This window comes from uncultured Cellulomonas sp. (assembly GCF_947494015.1).
Taxonomy (GTDB): domain Bacteria; phylum Actinomycetota; class Actinomycetes; order Actinomycetales; family Cellulomonadaceae; genus Pengzhenrongella.
The window spans coordinates 196019-216363 of sequence record NZ_CANLTL010000004.1; the positions used below are offsets into that span (position 1 = coordinate 196019).

The window sequence follows — 20345 nt, forward strand, 5'->3', positions numbered from 1 at the left end:
GCACAGGCTAGCCGGGTGCGACGGCGCCGCCCTCCCCGGCCGGGCCGTCCTCCCCCGCCAGGTCGCCGTAGGCGGCGATCGCCGCCCGGGCCGCGGCGGCGACGTCGGCCGCCACGCGCGGCGGGTGCACGTCGCGCACGTGCGCACCGACCTGGAGCAGCAGGTGGCGCAGCCAGGCCGGCTCGGCCACGCGCAGGGACACCCGGAAGCCGCCGTCGGGCAGGTCCTCGACGCTCTCGACGGGGACCTGCTCGGCGATCCAGCGCACCGGGCTGGCCAGGTCAAGGGTCACCAGCTCGTCGTCCGGGGACGGGGTGAACGTCTCGGTGTGCCCGGCCACCGGGTGCGCGGTCGCGGGCACGTCGAGGACCTCGGCGGCCAGGATGCGGTCGACGCGGAACAGCCGCTCGTCGGCGGCACGGTGGCACCAGGCGAGCAGGTAGGAGTGGTCCTCCTCGGTGAGCAGCCGGATCGGGTCGACCTCGCGCTCGCTGGTCACGTCCGCCGCGGTGACGTAGCGGATCCGCAGCCGGCGTGCGCCGGCCAGCGCCTCGCCGAGGGCGGCGACGACGTCCGGCGCCCCGTCGACGGCGAGCCGGACGTCGACCGCGGCGGCCGCCTCGCCGGTCGCCGCCGTGAGCTTGTCCAGCGCCGAGCTCAGCACCGCCGCGCGCGCGCGGTCCAGGCCGGGCGCCACGGCGGCGCGCATCGCCCGCAGCGCCGCGATCAGGGCGACGGCCTCGCGGGTGCCCAGCCGCAGCGGCCTGGTCATGCCGCGCGACTCGACCAGCCGCACCACGCCCTGGTCGAGGGACGCCGCGTCGAAGTCGATGAGGTCGTGCGGCCAGTACCCGGGGGTGCCGGTGACCCACAGGGTGTCGATGTCCTGGACCACCTGGCGGGTGCTGACGCCGAAGTGCTCGGCCACCTGCTCGACCGGCACCCCGGCGTGCCGGTCCAGGTACGTCACCATGCCGAGCAGCCGCAGCAGCCGGTCGGTCGCGCGCTCAGCCACGACCGGCTCCCGTCGAGGTCCCGGCCGCGAGCGCCTCGGTACCGCCCGCCGGCGTCGCGACGGCGGGCCGGGGACCGTCCAGCGTGGCGGCGGCCCGCAGCCGGCGCAGGACGGCGTCCCGCAGGTCGGCCGGTGCGAGCACGACGACGGCGTCGGCGTACCCGGCGATCTCGTCGGCGAGCTCCGAGCGGTGCGTGAACGGGACCCGCACCACGTCGCGGTCGGCCGCGACCGCGGCGAGCCGGGGGTCGCTGGCGTCCGGCTCCTCGGTGCCCCACGGGTCCGTGCCCCACGGGTCCGTGCCCGACGGCTCCGTGCCGGCGACCGCGCGGGCACGCAGCGCGCTGGCCCGCTCGGGCCGCAGCGCGAGCACCGCGACCCGGGTGCTCTCGGTGCCGCGGTCGCTCAGCACCGCCGCGGCGTCGACGTCGGCCGGGATGAGGTACGCGCCCGGCTCGCCCACGGTGCGCACGCGACCCTGGACGCGGCTGAGCCGGAAGGACCGCGGCGCGTCGCGGTCGGTGTCCCGCCCGACCACGTACCAGCCGCCGCCACGGGCGAGCAGCCGCCACGGCTCCAGGGTGCGCTCGCGGACCTCGCCGGTGTTCGCGGCCCGGTAGGTGAACGTGACGGCCTGCCGGGCCTGCACGGCGTCGAGCAGCGGCCCGAACGCGTCGCCCGCGGGACGCACCCGCGGCGCGAGCCCCGCGACCAGGTCGGTGCCGGCCGGCTCCGAGCCGACCGCGCGGAGCTTGGTGAGCGCGCGTGCGGCATCGGTGCGCAGCGCCTTGTCCTGCCAGAACTGCACGGCCAGGGACAGCACGCCGAGCTCCCCGGCGGTGAGGTCGACCGGCCGCAGCGCGTAGGCCTCCTGGTCGATCCGGTAGCCGATGTCGTCGCTGTGCCCGCCGCCGGCCACGGTCAGCACCGGGATGCCCAGCTCGCGCAGCGAGTCCTTGTCGCGCTCGAACATCCGCTCGAAGGCGTCGTCGGAGGTGGCGTCGGCGTACCCCGCGACGCTGGACCGGATCTGCTCCTTGGTCATCCGGCCGGCGGTGTTGACCAGGGCGATGACGAGGTTGAGCAGCCGCTCGGCGGGGTGGATCTGTTCGGGCATCGGCCCCACGCTAGCCGTCCTGCCGACCGCCGGTAGCGTGGACCGGGTGATCACGTGGCGGGCAGGGGTCGTGGTGTCGCTGGGCGCCCGGTGGGCGGGCGCGACCGAGCTGCGGGTCCGGCTGGAGGACGACGACCAGCGGCCCGAGGTCCGGGCGCTGGCCTACCCGGCTCTCGTCGGCGAGCCGGCGGTCGGCGACCGGCTGCTGCTCAACGTGTCGGCGCTGGCGCGTGGCCTGGGCACCGGCGGGTACGCGCTCGTCGTCGGGCCCGCCGGGGCGCTGCCCGCGGACCCGCCCGCGGGGCCGGGACACCTGGTCAAGGCGCGGTACACACCGCTGCAGGCCCTCGTCCTGGGTGTCGACGAGCAGGAGTCGGAGCACCACGAGAGGCTGCGCGACGCCGACGACCTCGACGGGCTGCCGGTCGTCGTCGCCGACCTGCACTCGGCCGTCCCCGCGATCGTGGCCGGGGCACGGCACGCCGCCGCGCTCGCGGGCCGTCCCGCGCCCCGGGTCGCCTACGTCATGACCGACGGCGGCGCCCTGCCGGCCTGGTTCTCCCGCACGGTCGCCAGCCTGCGTGACGCCGGCTGGATCGAGGCCTGCGTGACCGCGGGCCAGGCGTTCGGCGGTGACCTGGAGGCGGTCACCGTGCACACCGCGCTGCTCGCGGCCCGGCTCGTGGTCGGAGCCGACCTCGTCGTCCTCGCGCAGGGACCGGGCAACCTCGGGACCGGCACCCGGTGGGGGTTCTCCGGTGTCGCTGCCGGCGAGGCGGTCAACGCGGCCGGCACGCTGGGCGGCCGCCCGGTCGCCTCCCTGCGCGTCTCGGGGGCGGACCCGCGTCCTCGGCACCTGGGGGTCTCGCACCACTCCATGACGGCGTTCGGGCGGGTGGCGCTGGTGCCCGCGGACGTGGTGGTCCCGGTGTTCCAGCCCGGCCCGACCGCCGGCGTGCCCGACGAGGACGGCCGCCCGCCGCTGGAGGACGGCTCACTGACGGCGATCGGCACCCGCGTGCACGGGCAGGCGCTCGCGCTGGTGACGCCGACCGGCCGGCACCGCCTGATCGAGGTCGCCGCCGGCGCCGACCTGCTCGCCGCGCTCGCCGCGTCCCCGGTGCGGCTGTCGACGATGGGCCGCGGCCTGGCCGAGGACCCGGCCGCGTTCCTGGCGGCCGCGGTCGCCGGGGTGCACGCGGTCGACCTGCTGGCCTGACCCGCGGGTCAGTCGTCCTGCGCCGTCCGGGTGTGGATGGCCACCAGGGCGGCCAGCCGGCCCGCCTCGGCCTCGGCGAAGGCGCCGTCGGCCTGCTGGACCGCCATCACGGCGAGGACGTCGCCGTCGGACAGGTCGAGCTGCACCCACGGGCGCCCGCCGCCGAACCGGACCGAGACGACCTGCGCCCACTCCAGCCGGCGCGTGATCACCAGGTTGCGCACGACGACGCCGCGCTCGTCGACGTCGGCGCGCACGCTCGCCTGACGCCAGCAGAACCAGGCGATCGCCAGCCCGAGCGCCAGCAGCCCGATCGAGCTGGCCAGGCCGAACCAGTCCGGCAGGGTGAGCACGAGCGCGACGGTGCCCACCACGACCAGCGCGGCCAGCGTCGCGCTGACCACACGCGCCATCCGCGGCCGGAACGGCGCGTACAGCCGCGCCCGGTCGGGGCGGGGGCGCTCCGGGGTGCCGTCGGGGGTGGTCATCGACATCTCGCTCGGGGCGGCGGTGGGTCAGATCCGGCAGGCGTGGATCGAGGTGACCAGGATCGCGCGCGCGCCGACGTCGTACAGGTCGTCCATCACACGGTTGGTCTCGTCGCGGCGCACCATCGCACGGACCGCGGACCAGTCCCGGTTGTGCAGCGGGGACACGGTCGGGGACTCCAGCCCGGGCGTGATCGCGACCGCCTGGTCGACCAGGTGCGTGGGGACGTCGTAGTCCATCAGCACGTACTGGCGCGCGGTCAGCACGCCCTGCAGCCGGCGGGTCAGCACGTCGAGCCCCGCGGGCTCCTCGGCGCCGCCGCGACGGACGAGCACCGCCTCCGAGCGCAGGATCGGGTCCCCGAAGATCTCCAAGCCGGCCGCTCGCAGGGTCGTGCCGGTCTCGACGACGTCGGCGATCACGTCGGCGACGCCGAGCCGGATGGCGGTCTCCACGGCGCCGTCCAGCCGCACCACCCCGGCCGGCTCCACCCCGCGCGAGCGCAGGTGGTCCGCGACCAGCACCGGGTACGACGTCGCGACCCGGCGGCCGGCGACCTGGTGCACGTCGGTCAGCTGCCCGGCGGGCGCCGCGAACCGGAACGTCGACCGGGCGAAGCCGAGCTGGAGGTGCTCGGTCGCGGTGGACGCCGAGTCGAGCAGCAGGTCCCGCCCCGTGACGCCGACGTCGACCGTGCCCTCCCCCACGTACACCGCGATGTCCCGCGGGCGCAGGAAGAAGAACTCGACGCCGTTGTCCGGGTCGGGCAGCACGAGCTCGCGCGCGTCGCGGCGCTGGCGGTAGCCCGCCTCCCGGAGCATCTCGGCGGCGGGCTCGGACAGGGAGCCCTTGTTCGGGACAGCGATCCTCAGCACGGGGTCCTCGTGGTCGTGGGTGGTCATGCGTGGTCGTGGTTGGTCATGCGTGGCCGGGCGTGGTCTCGCGGGTCGTGCGTCGCGACGTGGCCGGTCCGGTGGCCGGCCACGTGCCCGTGCGGCCGGGCACCGGGTCGGTCGTCGTCCGGACGCCGGACGCCTCACAGGTGACGGTAGACGTCCTGGAGCGTCAGGCCGCGGGCGAGCATGAGCACCTGCAGGTGGTAGAGCAGCTGGGAGATCTCCTCCGCGGTCCGGTCGGTGCCCTCGTGCTCGGCGGCCATCCAGACCTCGGCGGCCTCCTCGACGATCTTCTTGCCGATGGCGTGCACCCCGGCGTCCAGCTCGGCCACCGTCCCCGAGCCGGCGGGACGGGTGGCGGCCTTGTCGGCGAGCTCGGCGAACAGCGAGTCGAACGTCTTCACGTTCCCGAGCCTAGACGTCGCGTCCGCACTCCCCCGCACCGGGCCCGGCACCACGCGCCGCACCACACCCGGCAGGAGGGACGCGGTACGCCCGTCGGCGTCCACGGAGCTGGTCACAGGGCACGCAGCGCGACGACGGTCGCCACCGCCGCCTCGGCAGCCTCGGCGCCCTTGTCCTCCGAGGACCCGGGCAGTCCGGCGCGGTCCAGCGCCTGCTGCTCGTCGTCGCAGGTGAGCAGGCCGAAGCCGACCGGGATCCCGGTGGTCACCGCGACCCCCGACAGGCCCTGGGTCGCGGCGGAGCAGACGTACTCGAAGTGCGGGGTGCCGCCGCGGATGACCACGCCGAGCGCGACGACGGCGTCGACCCCGGCAGCGGCGGCCCGCGCGGCGGCGACCGGCAGCTCGAAGGAGCCGGGGACCCGGACCTCGCGCACGTCGGTGACGTTCGCCGCGGCCAGCGCCCGCCGGGCACCGGCCAGCAGGCCGTCCATGACGACGGTGTGCCAGCTCGCGGCCACGACGACGACCCGCAGGCCGGTCCCGTCGACGGTGATGGTCGGTGCTCCGGCGCCGCTCATGCGGGTGCTCCTCCGGGGGTGGTGGCGGTGGTGACTGTGCTCGCGGTGGTCGGGGTGGCGGCGGCGCCGGGCGGCGGGGTGGTGGCTGGGGCGCCGCCGGGCGCGTCGTCGTCGTCGGGCGCGTCGTCGTCGGGCACGGCGAGCAGGTGGCCCATCTCGACGGCCTTGGTGCGCAGGTAGGCCGCGTTCTGCGGGGTGCGCCCCACCTCGAGCGGCACCATCTCGGTGACGTCGAGGCCGTGCGCCCGCAAGCCGGCCACCTTGGCGGGGTTGTTGGTCAGCAGCCGCAGGCGGTGGATGCCGAGGTCGGCCAGGATCGCGGCGGCCGCCCCGTACTCGCGGCGGTCGGCCGGCCAGCCCAGGTCGATGTTCGCCTGGATCGTGTCCCGGCCGGCGTCCTGCAGCGCGTAGGCGCCGATCTTAGCGAGCAGGCCGATGCCGCGCCCCTCGTGCCCGCGCAGGTACACCACGACGCCGCCCTCGTCCGCGGCCCGCTCGAGCGCCGCGTCCAGCTGGGGACCGCAGTCGCAGCGCAGGGAACCGAAGGCGTCGCCGGTCAGGCACTCGGAGTGCACCCGGACCACGGGGTCGTCGCCGGGGGCGTGCACCGACACCAGCGCCACGTGGTCGGCGCCCGTGCGCAGGTCGCGGTACCCGTGCACCCGGAAGGAGCCGTGCTTGGTGGGCAGCGCGGCGACCCCGCTGCGGTGCACGCGCGGGCTCGCCGGCTCTCGGCGGCGGGCGGCCTCGTCGGCGGACACCGATCCGGGGACCGCGCCTGCGCCGGCGTCCGGGCCGGCGTCCGCGGCGTCGTCGGCCACGTCGGCGTCGTGCTCGCGGCGCCAGGCGATCAGGTCGGCGATGGTCAGCAGGACCAGGCCGGTGTCCACGGCGAGGGCGGCCGCCTGCGGCAGCCGGGTCATCGAGCCGTCGTCGTTCACCAGCTCGGCGATCGCCCCCACCGGCTCCAGGCCGGCCAGGCGGCACAGGTCCACGGCGGCCTCGGTGTGTCCGGCGCGGTGCAGCACCCCGCCGGGCACGGCCCGCAGCGGCAGCACGTGCCCCGGCCGGATCAGGTCGCCGGCGCCGGACGCCGGGTCGGCGAGGACCCGCAGGGTCTGCGCCCGGTCCGCGGCCGAGATGCCGGTCGTCACCCCGTGCGCCGCGTCGACGGTCACGGTGTAGGCGGTCCGGCGAGGGTCCTGGCTGGCGGGCACCATGAGCGGCAGGTCGAGGGCGTCGGCCCGCGGCCCGGTCATGGGGGCGCAGAGGTAGCCCGAGGAGTGCCGGATCGTCCAGCCCAGCCACTCGGTGGTCGCGGACTGGGCGGCGAGCACGATGTCGGCCTCGTTCTCCCGGTCCGGGGAGTCGGCCACCAGCACGGGACGGCCCGCGCGGAGCTCGGCGAGCGCCTCCTCGACCGTACCCAGCCGGGGGCCGTCGTCGTGGGCCGGAACGGTCGGGCTCGCGGCGCTCACGGTGCGGTCCCGTCGGCGGCGACCCGGTCGGCGGTGAGCAGCCGCTCGACGTACTTGGCGATGACGTCGACCTCCAGATTGACCGGGGACCCCGCAGCCAGCCCGCCGAGCGTGGTGGCCGCGAGCGTGGTGGGGATGAGGCTCACCCCGAAGCTGTCCGGGCCGACGTGGGTGACGGTCAGCGAGACGCCGCTGATCGCGATCGAGCCCTTCGGGGCCACGTACCGGGCCAGGTCGGCGGGCAGACCGACGACGACGTCGTCCCACCGGGGTCCGGGGGTGCGGCGCAGGATGGTGCCGACGCCGTCGACGTGCCCCTGGACCACGTGGCCACCCAGACGTGCGTCGGCGCGCACGGCGCGCTCCAGGTTGACCGGGTCGCCCGCGGTCAGCGTGCCCAGTGCGGTGCGGCGCAGCGACTCGGGCATGACGTCGGCGGTGAAGGTCCCGTCGCCGGGCAGCTCCGCGACGGTCAGGCACACCCCGGACACGCTGATGGAGTCCCCGAGGGCGGCGTCCGACGTGACCAGCGGGCCGCGCACGGTGAGCCGGACGTCGCCCTGCCCGCCGGCCGCGGCGGTGCCACCCGTGCCGCCTGTGCCCTCGGTGCCGGCTGTCCCGGTCGGGGCCCCCGGGGCCACGGACACGACCGTGCCGACCTCCTCGACGATCCCGGTGAACATCAGTGCTCCTCCTGCGGTGCGGTGGGTGGTGCCGAGGGTGCGGCCGGCGCAGCGCCGACGGCCGGGGCCTCGGGACGCGGTGGTGCAGCGGCCACCACCAGGACGTCCGGCCCCAGCGGGACGGGTTCGCGCGGGACGAGCCGGAGCGCGTCGGTGATCGAGGCCAGGCCGAGGTCGCCGACGGCGGACGGCCCGCTGCCGAGCAGCACCGGCGCGATGTAGGCGTACACCTCGTCGACGAGCCCGGCGCGCAGGAACGCCGCGGCGAGGGTCGGCCCGCCCTCGACGAGCACGTGCCGCACCTCGCGGCCGTGCAGGTCGGCGAGCACCTCGGCCGGGTCGTGGGTCGCCAGGTGCAGCAGGTCGCCACCGGGCCCCCGCAGCCGGGCGCCGTCGGGCACGGGGCGGTGGCCGACGACGACGCGCAGCGGCTGGTGCGCGGCGAGCTCGCCGTCGGCCGTGCGCGCGGTCAGCGACGGGTCGTCGGTCGCGACGGTGCCGGTGCCCACCACGACCGCGTCGCAGTCGGCGCGCAGCGAGTGGGCGTGCTGGCGGGCGACCTCGGAGGTGATCCACCGGCTCGACCCGTCGGCCGCGGCGACCCGGCCGTCGAGCGTGGTGGCGATCTTGAGCGTGACGAAGGGTCGGCTGCGCTCGACCGCGGGCAGCCAGGTCCGCAGCAGCTGACGCCCCTCGGCCTCGCGGACACCGGTGACGACGTCGACCCCGGCCGCGCGCAGGTGGTCCGCTCCCCCGGCGGCGACGGGGTTGGAGTCGGCGACCGCGATGACCACGCGGGCGACACCGGCGTCGAGCAGCGCCTGCGCGCACGGGCCGGTGCGGCCGGTGTGGTTGCACGGCTCCAGGGTCACGACGGCCGTGCAGCCGCGGACGTCGACGCCGGCGTCGCGGGCCGCGAGCAGGGCCGCCACCTCAGCGTGCGGGGTCCCCACCCCGGCGTGCCAGCCCTCGGCCAGCACCGCGGCCCGGGCCGATGCGCAGACGACGGCGTCGGGCTGGACGGCGTCACGGTGGACGACGTCGGGCTCGGTGCGGCCGCCCCGGGTGGGGTGGGAGTCGGTGGCGGCGGCGGGAGCCAGCAAGACGCAGCCGACCCGGGGGTTGGGGCCGTGCACCGGTCCGCGCGCCGCGAGCGTCAGGGCCCGGTCCATCGCGTCGACCTCGGCCGGTGTGGTCCGCGTCGCCGTGGTCCCCACGGCCGCGCTCGTCGCCGCCGTGGTGGCTGCGGCGGCGGCCCGTGTCGCCGGGCGTCCGGGCACCAGGACGTCGTCGCTGGTCACGATCGGTCACCTCCGGTCCGCCTGGGCCTCCGGGGTGACAGGGCGGTGCCGCCGGCACGCGCCGGGCACCACCGCGACGGGCGCCGGAGCAGGCCGGACCCACCGCCACGTACTTCCTCCCATCCGGACTTTGACCGTCGGTCCTGGAGTTCCACCAGGTCAACCGTCGTCACCCCCCGGATGGAGGGCGACGCGCGGGTCGCGGACTTTGACCGCCGGCTCGGATTCTCACCGACCCCGGAGCACGTGTGTGTTCACCCTCGATCCTGCCACAGCGGACCCGCACCGGGCGGGGCGCGTCCCACCCGTCGGGCGTGACGCCGACCACGGTGGTGTCCCGCCCTGCCGGGGTCGGTGCAGGACCCCGAGCCGGGCTCGGCGCCGGGCTCGGTGCCGGGCTCGGCGGGTGGGCCCGGTGCCGGGCTCAGTGCCGGTGAGCGCCGTCCGCCAGCCCGCGGAGCACGTCGATCTCCGCGGCGACGTCGTCGGCGCCGTAGACGGCCGACCCGGCGACGAACACGTTGGCCCCGGCGTCGGCGATGCGCTCGATGGTGGTGCGTGACACCCCACCGTCGACCTGGATCCAGACGTCGAGCCCGGACTCGTCGACCGCGGCCCGGGCGCGGCGGATCTTCGCCAGCGTCCCCTCGATGAAGGACTGCCCGCCGAAGCCGGGCTCGACCGTCATGACCAGCAGCATGTCGATCTCGGCCAGCAGGTCCAGGAACGGCTCGACCGGCGTCGCCGGACGGATCGCCAGGCCCGCGCGGGCGCCCAGTCGCCGCAGCTCGCGGGCCAGCCGGACGGGCGCCTGCGCCGCCTCGGCGTGGAAGGTCACGGATGCGGCGCCGGCCTCGGCGAAGCCGGGTGCCCAGCGGTCCGGGTCCTCGATCATGAGGTGGGTGTCGACCGGGACGGGGCAGACCTGCACCAGCCGCTCGACCACCGGCAGGCCGAGGGTCAGGTTCGGCACGAAGTGGTTGTCCATGACGTCCACGTGCGCGTAGTCGGCGCCGGCGATGGCGGCGAGGTCGCGCTCGAGGTTGGCGAAGTCGGCGGACAGGATGCTGGGGTTGAGGAGGGCGCCCATGCCGCCGACCCTAACGGCCCCCGCGCGGGCGGGGCGGCCGCTCAGGCGCGGCGGCGCAGCAGGGTCAGGAACATGGCGTCGGTGCCGTGCACGTGCGGCCACAGCTGCACGTCCCGCCGGTCGGTCAGCGGGACGTCCGGCCCGGCGACGTCGCGCACCGCGTCCCGGGCGTCGAGGACCTCGACGTCGTCGCGCCTGCGCAGCACGTCCTTGACCACGAGCTGGGTCTCGGCCAGGTGCGGCGAGCAGGTCACGTAGGCGACGACGCCCCCGGGGCGGACGGCCGCCAGCGCGGAGGTGAGCAGGGCCCGCTGCAGCTGCCCGAGCTGCGCCAGGTCGGCCGGGGTGCGGCGCCAGCGCGACTCGGGGCGGCGTCGCAGCGCCCCCAGGCCCGTGCAGGGCGCGTCGACCAGCACCCGGTCGTAGCCGGCCGGCTCGTCCTCGCCGACGGTCCGGCCGTCGCCGACCCGGACGGCCTCGACCGCGTCGGTCGGGACCGCCGCCAGCGCACGCTCCACCAGCCGGGCGCGGTGCGGCTGCACCTCGTTCGCCACCAGGCGTGCGCCGCGTCCGTGCGCGAGCGCCGCGAGGAGCGCGGACTTGCCGCCGGGCCCCGCGCACAGGTCCAGCCACCGGCGGTCGGGCCCCTCGAGCGCGGCCCCGGCCAGCGCGAGGGCCACCACCTGGCTGCCCTCGTCCTGCACGCCCGCGCGCCCGTCACGCACGGCAGGCAGCGCGCCGGGATCCCCGCCGGACAGGACGACGGCGTACGGCGACCAGCGTCCGGCGGCGGACCGGTCCCGGGTCTGCTCGCGCACCTCGGCGACGTCGGCCAGCCCCGGCCGGGCCACCAGGGTGACCCCGGGTGCGTCGTTGTCCGCGGTGAGCAGCGCCTCGATCTCGTCCACCTCGCGGCCGTGCCCCACCAGCGCCTCGCGCAGCGCCCGCGTGACCCACACCGGGTGGCTGTGCGTCACGGCCAGGCGGGCGACGCCGTCGGTGCCGGCCGGGTCGGCGGCGTCCGCGACCCGCTCGAGCCAGGTGTCGAGGTCCTGCGCACTGACGGCGCGCAGCACCGCGTTGACGAACTGCGCGCTGCCGGCGCCGGTGCGGGCGCGGGCGAGCCCGACGGTCTCCGACACCGCGGCGTGCGGCGGGACACGCATACCCAGCAGCTGGTGCGCGCCCAGACGCAGCAGGTCCAGGACGGGCGGGTCGATGCGGTCCAGGGTCCGGCCACCCGCGCACTGCTCGATGATCGCGTCGTAGCGTCCGCGCAGCCGCAGCGTGCCGTAAGCGAGCTCGGTCGCGAAGCCGGCGTCTCGACCGCTGATGCCGCGCTCGCGCAGCATCGGTGGCAGCACGAGGTTGGCGTACGCGTCGGAGCCGTCGACCTCCCGCAGCACGTCGAACGCGGCGCCGCGGGCCGGGTCGGCGTCGCGTCGCCGCGCGGACGGTGCCGACGCCGTGCGGGAGACCCGGCCGGCGCTGCGGGCCGCCCCGCGCTCGCGGCCGGCGGCATCGCGCCGACCCGGCGCGCCGGCACGGTCGCGCCCGTCCCCCGCACCGGCGGGATCGCGCCCATCCCGTGCACCGGCGGGGTCGCGCCCGGCCCGTGCACCGGAGCGCCCACGGCGGGCCGGTCCGGCGCCGTCCCCGGACCCGGGCCGGCGTGCACCGCGGGGGGCGTCGTCGTCGCGGGGGGTCACGCGGCAGCCCCCAGGACGGTCCCCTCGTCCAGGCGCGCACCGCGGGCCCAGTCGGTCGCCGGCATGGCGCGCCGCCCGGCGGGTGACACGTCGCCGAGCCGGACCGCGTGGGTCGCGGTGCCGACCAGCACCGCGTCCCGGGTGACGCGCAGCGCGCCGGGCGCGAGGTCGGTCACCGACGGCTCCGGGGCGACGGGGCCGAGCTTGAGCCGCGCCCCGTCCGGCGCCGTCGTCCACGCGCCGGGTGCGGGCGTGCACCCGCGGACCCGGCGGTCCACCGCGGGCGCGGGGTGCTCCCAGCGGACCCGCGCGTCCGCGACCTCCAGCCGCGGGGCGTGGCTCACGCCGTCGGCCGGCTGCGGGACGGGCTGCGCGACACCGTCCTCGATCGCGTCCAGGGTGGCCACCAGCAGCCCGGACCCGGCCCCGGCGAGCCGGTCCAGCAGCTGACCGGCGGTGTCGCGCGGGCCGATCGTCTCGGTGAGCATGCCGAACACCGGCCCGGTGTCCAGGCCGGCCTCGATCCGGAACGTGCTGGCCCCGGTGACCTCGTCGCCGGCGATGATCGCGTGCTGGACCGGCGCGGCGCCGCGCCATGCCGGGAGCACGGAGAAGTGCAGGTTGACCCAGCCGTGGACCGGGACGTCGAGGACGGTCGGCGGCAGCAGCGCGCCGTACGCCACGACGGGTGCGCAGTCGACGGCGAGCTCGGCGAGCCGCGCCTGGAAGTCGTCCTCGCGGGGGCTGCGCGGGGTCAGCACCTCGAGCCCGGCCGCGACGGCGCGCTCCTTGACCGGGCTGGCTGCGAGCGTGCGACCGCGACCGGCGCGCGCATCGGGGCGGGTCAGCACGGCGACCACCTCGTGACGGGAGGCCAGCAGCGCCTCGAGGGCGGGCACAGCCACGGCCGGGGTGCCGGCGAACAGCAGACGCATGGGCTCGATCCTAGGTGCGCCCGGGAGGACGGCTCGGCGGGGGCCGGCGCGGCCGCGCGTCGCTACAGCATCTCCTTGGGGTCGATCTGCACCCGGACAGTCCCGCCCTCGCGGCGCGCGCTGCGCACGGCGGCGGACGCCGCCAGGCCCGCGGCGAGGTCGGGCCCCGCGGACACCGGGACCCGGACCAGCGCGCGCACCGGGTGCTCGAGCGCCGCGGCGCCGTCCCGCCCGCCGGACGGGTCGACCGGGACGGGGCCCAGGACGGCGCCCCCCTCTGGGACCCGGACGCGGGCGAGGAAGGTCTCGACGGCGTCGCGCGTGCCGGTCACGGCCGCCACCCGCACCGCGGGCGGCAGGTCGAGCTCGACCCGCTCGGCGAGCTCACGCTCGGCGAAGCCCACCGGGTCCCACCGGACCAGGGCCTGCGTCGGGGCCGGCGCCGCATCCCCCACCAGCAGGACGCGCCCGCCGGCGGACGCCGGCCGCACGAGCGCCGCGGCGGTCATCCACCGGTGCAGCGCCTCCTCCCCCACTCGCAGGGCGGCGCGCGCGGTGGAGACCGCGGCGTCCAGCAGGAGCGCGGCCGGGTAGCCCCCGTCCGCGACGGGCTCCGCGCCCGGGGTCGCGACGACCAGCGCCGGCCGGGCGTCCACCGTGGCGAGCACCCCGGTCGCGGCGGTCGCACCCGAGACGCGGACCGGGACGCCGGGGAACGCCCGCCCGAGCTCCTCGGCGGTCCGGTCGGACCCGACACGCACCGAGCGCAGCGCCGCGGAGCCGCACTCGGCGCACCGCCAGCCGCCGGCGAGCGTCCCGCACCACCGGCACTGCGGGACCTGCCCGGCCGCACCGAGTGCGAGCGGGCCGGCGCACCGGCGGCAGCGGGCGACCGCGCGGCAGCGCGCGCACGCCACCACGGGCAGGTACCCCGCGCGTGGCACCTGGACCAGCACCGGACCCGTCGCCAGCGCATCCCGGGCGGCCCGCCAGGCCGGGGCGGGCAGGCGCGCCGCGGCCGCCGGTCCCTCGCGGGCCAGCTCCACGGAGGTGAGCGCCTGGACGCGGGGGGTCCGCTCGCGCACCACGGCACGATCGGCGACCAGCGGTCGCGCCCACCCGGACGCGACCAGCCCCTGCGCCTGCGTGGTGCGGGTGAGGCCGCCGATCAGCGCGGCGCTGCCGGACTGCTCGGCGCGCAGGGTCAGCACCTCGCGCACGTGCGGGTACGGGGACCGCGGCTCGGCGTGCAGGTCGTCCGCGTCGTCCCAGCACACCACCAGGCCCAGGTCGGCCACGGGCGCCCACGCCGCGGCCCGGGTGCCGACGACGACGGGCGCCGCGCCCGTGAGCGCTGCCAGGAACGCGCGGTACCGGGGCGCCGGACCGTGGTCGGCCTCGAGCCGGACGAAGCCGCCGGTGCGGCCCGCGGACCAGGCCGGCACGCCGGCGCCGGGCAGCGCGGTCACGACCCGCTCGACGTCGCGCGCGTCGGGCAGCACCACCACGGCGCCGCGGCCGCCGCGGACGGTCGCGGCCACGGCCTGCGCGACCGCGTCCGGCCAGCCCTGGCCGGGTGCGCCGGGCAGTGCCGTCCACACCGCGCGCGGGGAGCGGCTGGCGGCGAGGTGCTCGAGGAAGGCGGGCCCGCCGCGGTACGCGTCCCACGCCCTGGCTGCCGGCGCGGCGTCGGCCGGGGCGGCGGGATCGTCCGGGGCTGCGGAGTCGGCCACGACTACGCCGCCGGCGGGCTCCGACGCGGGCGCCGCGCCCGGACCGCCCGCACCGACCTCCGCCTCGACCCGGGCATGCCGCGGCGGGACGGCCAGGCGCAGCACGTCGCCCAGCGTGCCCGCGTAGCGGTCGGCGACGGCGCGCGCCAGGCGCAGCACCTCCGGGGACAGCACGGCCACCGGCGACACGACGCGGCGCAGCGGCGCCAGCTCGCCGTCGTGCTCGGCCTCCTCGACCCGGTCCAGCACGAAGCCGTCGACGTCGCGTGGCCCGAAGCGGACCTTGACCCGGCAGCCGGGCCGGACGTCGTCGTCGACCGACGCCGGGACGAGGTACTCGAAGGTCCGGTCCAGGTGGACCGCCGGGACGTCGACCAGCACGCGCGCGACCGGCAGCCGCGGCGCGGGCTCGACCGGTCCGGCGGCGCGCGGTCGCCGGGGCCGCGGGGCGGGCAGGCCCGCGAGGGCGCCCTGCTCGCCGTGCGGCACCGCGCCCTCCGCCTCCCTCACGACCGTCCCCGTCATGCCCTCATCCCAGCACCGGCCACCCACACGACCGTCCGGCGTCCTCGGCGGGCCGCACGGGTCGGCGCCTGCCGACGCCACGCCCGGCACCAGCCCGCGCCGACCCCGGGCCCGGCAGCCGAACCATCCGCCAGCGCCGACGCCGACCGGCGCCCTCGGAACCTCAGCCCAGGACGGAGCGCAGGGCGTCGACGCGATCGGTGCGCTCCCAGGTGAACTCGGGCAGCTCGCGGCCGAAGTGACCGTAGGCGGCGGTCTTGCGGTAGATCGGCCGCAGCAGGTCGAGGTCCCGGATGAGGGCGGCCGGGCGCAGGTCGAACACCTCGTGGATGGCCGCGGTCAGGGCGGCCGGGTCGACCGTGTGCGTGCCGAACGTCTCCACGTACAGGCCGACCGGCTGCGCCTTGCCGATCGCATAGGCCACCTGCACCTCGCAGCGCCGCGCGTAGCCGGCCGCGACGACGTTCTTGGCGACCCAGCGCATCGCGTACGCCGCCGACCGGTCCACCTTGGACGGGTCCTTGCCGGAGAACGCCCCGCCGCCGTGCCGCGACATCCCGCCGTAGGTGTCGACGATGATCTTGCGGCCGGTGAGCCCGGCGTCACCCTGCGGACCACCGATGACGAACTGGCCGGTCGGGTTGACCAGCAGCCGGTGGTCGCTCACGTCCAGCTCGAGCGCCGCCAGCACGGGCGCGACCACGTGCTCGGCGATCGCCGGCTCGAGCTGACGGGAGAGCTCGACGCCGGGGTCGTGCTGGGTCGAGAGCACCACGGTGTCCACCCGGGCCGGACGGTCCCCGTCGTACCCGATGGTGACCTGCGTCTTGCCGTCCGGGCGCAGCCCCTCGACGATCCCCGCCTTGCGCACGTGGGCGAGCCGCTCCGACAGGCGGTGCGCGACCCACACCGGCAGCGGCATCAGCGACGGCGTCTCGTCGCTCGCATACCCGAACATCAGGCCCTGGTCCCCGGCGCCCTGCGCGTCCAGCGGGTCGAGGTCGGCGTCGTCCTGACGCATCTCCCAGGCCTTGTCGACGCCGGCGGCGATGTCCGGCGACTGCGCACCGATGGACACCGAGATGCCGCACGAGTCGCCGTCGAAGCCGATCGACGACGAGGTGTAGCCGATCCCGCGCACGACCTCGCGCACGAGCTGGGGGATCTCGACGTACGCGCTCGTGGTCACCTCACCGGCGACGTGCACCAGGCCGGTGGTGACCATGGTCTCCACGGCGACCCGCGCGGCCGGGTCCTGCTCGAGCATCGCGTCGAGGATCGCGTCGGAGATCTGGTCGCAGATCTTGTCGGGGTGCCCCTCCGTCACCGACTCGGAGGTGAACAGGCGCAGGTCGGGAACGGTCATGCCGCTCAGGATAGGCGCCCGCGACCACCCGGCCCGGCGACGCCCAGCGGACGGACCGACGCCCGGCGCCCGGGCCGCGGCCGACCGCTGCGCGCAGGCCGGCCGGCGGAGGCGCAGCTCACAGCAGGCGGACGACGGCGTCCCACAGCGCGCCGGCGACGGCGTCCTTGGACCCGGCCGCGGACGCGACCACCTCACCGGACGCGTCCAGCACGGTCACCGCGTTGTCGTCGGTGCCGAACCCCAGCCCGGCGCCGACCGCGTTGACCGCCAGCAGGTCGGCGCCCTTGCGGCGTGCCTTGGCCCGGCCGTGATGCAGGACGTCGCCGTCGGTGTCGCCCGTCTCGGCGGCGAACCCGACGACGACCTGACCGGGGCGCCGGGCGGCGGTCAGCTCGGCGAGCACGTCCGGGTTCGGCTCGAGGACCAGGGGCTCGACGACGCCGTCGGCGCGCTTCTTGAGCTTGTGCCCGGCGGTCCGGGCGGGACGGAAATCGGCGACGGCGGCCGCCATCACCACGACGTCGGCGTCCGGTGCGGCGTGGTGCACCGCGCCGCGCAGCTGCGCGGTGGACTCCACGGCCACGACCTCGACGCCGCTCGGGTCGGGCAGCGTGACGTTGGCCGCGACGAGGGTCACGCGCGCCCCCCGGGCGCGAGCGACCCGGGCCAGCGCGTACCCCTGGCGGCCGCTCGACCGGTTGCCGAGGTACCGGACCGGGTCGATCGGCTCCCGGGTGCCACCGGCCGAGATGACCACGTGCCGGCCCGCCAGGTCCTGCGGGGCGGGGTCGGTGGCGTCGGCCAGGTCGTCGGCGGCCGCGCCGTGGGCCGCGGCGTCCGCGACCGGTGCGCCGGCCGCACCGGGTGTCACCAGCGCCAGGGCCGCCGCCGCGATGTCGGCCGGCTCGGGGAGCCGTCCGGGGCCGGTGTCCGAGCCGGTGAGGCGCCCGGACGCCGGCTCCATGACGTGCACGCCGCGGTCCCGCAGCGTCGCGACGTTGGCGCGGGTGGCGGCGTGGTCCCACATCTCGGTGTGCATCGCCGGGGCCAGCAGCACGGGGCACCGCACCGTCAGCAGGGTGCTGGTGAGCAGGTCGTCCGCCCGGCCGGTGGCGGCGCGGGACAGCAGGTCGGCCGTGGCCGGGGCCACCACGACGAGGTCCGCGCCCTGCCCGAGCGCCACGTGCGGGACGTGCTCGACGTCCTCGAACACCTCGGGCGTCGCGGGGTGCCCGGACAGCGCCTCCCAGGTGGGGCGCCCGACGAACTCCAGCGCGGACCGGGTGGGCACGACGCGCACGTCGTGACCGGCTTCCTTGAGCAGCCGGAGCAGGAGCGCGGCCTTGTAGGCGGCGATCCCGCCGGCGACGCCGAGGAGGATGCGCACGCGGCCGTCAGGCCCCGGGCTGCTCGGTCGACTCGACGGTCAGCAGGCCGTCGTTGATCTCACGCATGGCGATGGACAGCGCCTTCTCCTGCGGCCGGGTCTCGACCAGCGGCCCGACGTACTCGAGCAGGCCCTCGTTGAGCTGGGAGTAGTAGGCGTTGATCTGCCGGGCACGCTTGGCCGAGTAGACCACGAGCGCGTACTTGGAGCTGGCCTTCTCGAGCAGCTTGTCGATGGGCGGGTCGGTGATGCCGACGGGCTCTGCCACGGTTCCGGACACGGGTGCTCCTGCGGGATCGGGGTGGTGATCGAAGATGATCGGGGGCGACCCTCGCGGGCCGACCGCCCAGTCTACCGGGTGGTCAGACCCATCAACCGGACCAGCTCGTCGGTCGCGCGGTGCACCTCGTCGTTGACGATCGTCACGTCGAACTCCGGCTCCGCGGCGAGCTCGACCGTCGCGGTCGCCAGCCGCCGCGCGCGCTCCTCGGGTCCCTCGGTCCCGCGGCCGACCAGGCGCCGCTCGAGCTCCTCCCACGACGGCGGGGCGAGGAAGACGAACAGCGCGTCCGGCATGGTCTCGCGCACCTGCCGGGCACCCTGCAGGTCGATCTCCAGCAGCGCCGGCTCCCCGGCGGCCAGCCGCTCCTCGACCGGCTTGCGGGGCGTGCCGTAGCGGTTGCGCCCGTGCACGACCGCCCACTCCAGCAGGTCGCCGCGGGCCGCCATGGCCTCGAACTCCCCGGCGGACAGGAAGTGGTAGTGCACCCCGTCGATCTCGCCCGGGCGCGGTGACCGCGTCGTCGCGGACACCGACAGCCACACCTCCGGGTACCGCAGGCGCACATCGGCGGAGACGGTGCCCTTGCCGACGGCGGTGGGTCCGGCGAGAACGGTGAGCCGGGCTGGCGTCGTCGTCATGGGTGGTGCGGCGCTCCTGGTAGGACGAGTGCTCGGACGGGTGGCTGGCCGAGTGGGCTGGACGGCGGGGACGGGCGGGTCAGCCGAAGCGGTCGACGAGCGCCTTGGCCTGGTGCGGGCCGAGCCCGCGCACACGGCGGGTCTCGGAGATCCCGACCTCGGCCATGATGGCGCGCGCCTTGACCTTGCCGACGCCGGGCAGCGACTCGAGCAGCGCGACGACCTTGAGCTTGCCGATCGTGTCGTCGGTGCGCCCCTGCTCGATCACCTCGGACAGGGAGCCCTGGGAGTACTTGAGTCGGTTCTTCACCTCGGCCCGGGCCTGGCGCGCCGCGGCGGCCTTCTCCAGCGCGGCGGCGCGTTGTTCGGGTGTGAGCGGCGGTAGGGCCACGCGTGGTCACCTCATCGATAGCGGGAACGTGACCCCGAACCTAGCGACCGACCCTGCCCGGGGCAACGCGGCGGTCCCGGCAGGACCGGGCAGCGGTGCAGGTCAGGCGTCCGGGACGCCCGGCGGACGGCCGCCCGAGCGGGTGCGAGGGCGGCCCGGGACCGCCTGCCGGTCAGGCCAGCGCCGACGCGGCGTCGTCCGCGGCACGGCGTGCGGCCTCCCGCAGCGCCCCCGCCTGCGGACCGGCCGCCAGCACGCCGCGGGACGACGACGCCAGCACGCCGGAGCGGGCGGCGCCGAAGACGCGGGCGAGCTCGGCCGGACCCGCGCCCTGCGCGCCGACGCCCGGGGCGAGCAGCGGTCCGCGGACGGCGGCGAGGTCGATGCCCAGCCGCTCGGCGGCGTCCCCGACGGTCGCGCCGACGACGAGCCCCATCGAGCCGAGAGCCACCGAGCCGGAGCCGACGGCGGCGAGCCCCGCGAGCTCGGCGGCGTTGAGGGCCGCGGCCTCCTCGGCGACCGTCCGGGCGACGCTGCGGCCGTCCGCGGCGACGGCGTGCTGCACGGCGGCGCCCTCGGGGTTGGAGGTGAGCGCGAGCACGAACAGGCCGCGCCCGGTCGCGGACGCGACCTCGACCGCGGGCGCCAGCGAGCCGAACCCGAGGTACGGGGACACGGTCAGCGCGTCCCCGGCCAGCGGCGACCCGTCGCGCAGGTAGGCGTCGGCGTAGCCGGCCATCGTCGACCCGATGTCGCCGCGCTTGGCGTCCACCACGACCAGAGTGCCGGTCGCCCGTCCGGCGGCGACGACCTCCTCGAGCACCGCGACCCCGGCCGAGCCGTGCCGCTCGAACAGTGCGGACTGCGGCTTGACCGCGGCCACCCGGCCGGCCACCGCGTCCAGCACGCGCAGCGCGAAGGACCGCAGGCCGGCGGCGTCGTCGGGCAGGCCCCACGCGGCCAGCAGCCCGGGGTGCGGGTCGATGCCCACGCACAGCGGTCCGTGCTCGGCCATCGCCGCGGCGAGCCGCGCACCGAACGGCTGCCGGGTCCCGGGTCCGGTTCCCTGCCCGGTCCCCGGCGCGCCCGTCGACGCCGGCAC

General features: G+C 77.2%; 20 protein-coding genes and 1 riboswitch. Of the genes, 1 reads left to right on the plus strand and 19 read right to left on the minus strand.

The annotated features are described in order from the left end of the window. Positions 1–7 precede the first annotated feature (7 nt). Together Q0840_RS06370 and Q0840_RS06375 are read right to left on the minus strand one after the other, a co-directional pair. Positions 8–1015, minus strand: coding sequence for a YafY family protein (locus Q0840_RS06370; RefSeq protein WP_298457679.1), 1008 nt, complete (start codon positions 1013–1015; stop codon positions 8–10). Continuing rightward, a complete protein-coding gene (locus Q0840_RS06375) occupies positions 1008–2132 on the minus strand; it encodes a YafY family protein (RefSeq protein ID WP_298457680.1) in 1125 nt (374 codons plus the stop codon). Before Q0840_RS06375 ends, Q0840_RS06370 begins: the two co-directional genes overlap by 8 nt. Positions 2133–2178: 46 nt before the next feature. Between Q0840_RS06375 and Q0840_RS06380 the strand changes: the two genes are divergently transcribed. Continuing rightward, positions 2179–3351, plus strand: a complete 1173-nt coding sequence (locus Q0840_RS06380) for a DUF3866 family protein (RefSeq protein WP_298457682.1) — start codon at positions 2179–2181, stop codon at positions 3349–3351. 8 nt (positions 3352–3359) lie between these two features. Here the strand turns inward: Q0840_RS06380 and Q0840_RS06385 are convergent, their stop codons facing one another. From Q0840_RS06385 to pyrF, 17 genes are all read right to left on the minus strand, one after another. Next, entirely contained in the window at positions 3360–3839 is a 480-nt protein-coding gene (locus tag Q0840_RS06385; RefSeq protein ID WP_298457684.1) for a PH domain-containing protein, read from the minus strand. A gap of 27 nt (positions 3840–3866) precedes the next feature. Further along, complete coding sequence (hisG, locus tag Q0840_RS06390; RefSeq protein ID WP_298457942.1) at positions 3867–4715, minus strand: ATP phosphoribosyltransferase; 849 nt, start codon at positions 4713–4715, stop codon at positions 3867–3869. A 161-nt stretch (positions 4716–4876) separates the two neighbouring features. Continuing rightward, on the minus strand, positions 4877–5140 hold the full coding sequence (locus tag Q0840_RS06395) for a phosphoribosyl-ATP diphosphatase (RefSeq protein WP_298457687.1): 264 nt from the start codon (positions 5138–5140) through the stop codon (positions 4877–4879). 113 nt (positions 5141–5253) lie between these two features. Further along, positions 5254–5721, minus strand: a complete 468-nt coding sequence (ribH, locus tag Q0840_RS06400) for a 6,7-dimethyl-8-ribityllumazine synthase (RefSeq protein ID WP_298457690.1) — start codon at positions 5719–5721, stop codon at positions 5254–5256. Beyond that, the gene (gene ribA / locus Q0840_RS06405) at positions 5718–7199 is read right to left on the minus strand and encodes a GTP cyclohydrolase II (RefSeq protein ID WP_298457693.1); all 1482 of its coding nucleotides are present in this window, start codon (positions 7197–7199) and stop codon (positions 5718–5720) included. Before ribA ends, ribH begins: the two co-directional genes overlap by 4 nt. Further along, complete coding sequence (locus tag Q0840_RS06410; RefSeq protein WP_298457695.1) at positions 7196–7882, minus strand: riboflavin synthase; 687 nt, start codon at positions 7880–7882, stop codon at positions 7196–7198. Before Q0840_RS06410 ends, ribA begins: the two co-directional genes overlap by 4 nt. Beyond that, positions 7882–9183 carry a bifunctional diaminohydroxyphosphoribosylaminopyrimidine deaminase/5-amino-6-(5-phosphoribosylamino)uracil reductase RibD gene (gene ribD / locus Q0840_RS06415; protein ID WP_298457698.1) on the minus strand — a complete coding sequence of 434 codons (1302 nt, stop codon included), beginning with the start codon at positions 9181–9183 and terminating at the stop codon, positions 7882–7884. Before ribD ends, Q0840_RS06410 begins: the two co-directional genes overlap by 1 nt. 105 nt (positions 9184–9288) lie before the next feature. Continuing rightward, positions 9289–9433: riboswitch (FMN riboswitch) on the minus strand. Between the two features lie 174 nt (positions 9434–9607). After that, positions 9608–10273, minus strand: a complete 666-nt coding sequence (gene rpe / locus Q0840_RS06420; RefSeq protein WP_298457701.1) for a ribulose-phosphate 3-epimerase — start codon at positions 10271–10273, stop codon at positions 9608–9610. Positions 10274–10314: 41 nt separating this feature from the next. Further along, positions 10315–11982 (minus strand): RsmB/NOP family class I SAM-dependent RNA methyltransferase, encoded by a 1668-nt coding sequence (locus tag Q0840_RS06425; protein ID WP_298457703.1) that lies wholly within the window; start codon positions 11980–11982, stop codon positions 10315–10317. Then, the gene (locus Q0840_RS06430) at positions 11979–12917 is read right to left on the minus strand and encodes a methionyl-tRNA formyltransferase (protein ID WP_298457706.1); all 939 of its coding nucleotides are present in this window, start codon (positions 12915–12917) and stop codon (positions 11979–11981) included. Before Q0840_RS06430 ends, Q0840_RS06425 begins: the two co-directional genes overlap by 4 nt. A gap of 62 nt (positions 12918–12979) precedes the next feature. After that, positions 12980–15175, minus strand: a complete 2196-nt coding sequence (locus Q0840_RS06435; protein WP_298457709.1) for a primosomal protein N' — start codon at positions 15173–15175, stop codon at positions 12980–12982. Positions 15176–15338: 163 nt separating this feature from the next. Then, complete coding sequence (metK, locus tag Q0840_RS06440; protein ID WP_298457712.1) at positions 15339–16541, minus strand: methionine adenosyltransferase; 1203 nt, start codon at positions 16539–16541, stop codon at positions 15339–15341. A gap of 118 nt (positions 16542–16659) precedes the next feature. Continuing rightward, positions 16660–17931 carry a phosphopantothenate--cysteine ligase family flavoprotein gene (locus tag Q0840_RS06445; protein ID WP_298457715.1) on the minus strand — a complete coding sequence of 424 codons (1272 nt, stop codon included), beginning with the start codon at positions 17929–17931 and terminating at the stop codon, positions 16660–16662. A 7-nt stretch (positions 17932–17938) separates the two neighbouring features. Beyond that, positions 17939–18211: a DNA-directed RNA polymerase subunit omega gene (gene rpoZ, locus Q0840_RS06450; protein WP_298457718.1), complete on the minus strand. Its 273-nt coding sequence runs from the start codon at positions 18209–18211 to the stop codon at positions 17939–17941. Positions 18212–18282: 71 nt separating this feature from the next. Beyond that, positions 18283–18852 (minus strand): guanylate kinase, encoded by a 570-nt coding sequence (gene gmk, locus Q0840_RS06455; protein ID WP_298457720.1) that lies wholly within the window; start codon positions 18850–18852, stop codon positions 18283–18285. Between the two features lie 79 nt (positions 18853–18931). Then, complete coding sequence (mihF, locus tag Q0840_RS06460; RefSeq protein WP_298457722.1) at positions 18932–19243, minus strand: integration host factor, actinobacterial type; 312 nt, start codon at positions 19241–19243, stop codon at positions 18932–18934. A gap of 172 nt (positions 19244–19415) precedes the next feature. Next, the gene (gene pyrF, locus Q0840_RS06465; protein WP_298457944.1) at positions 19416–20345 is read right to left on the minus strand and encodes an orotidine-5'-phosphate decarboxylase; all 930 of its coding nucleotides are present in this window, start codon (positions 20343–20345) and stop codon (positions 19416–19418) included.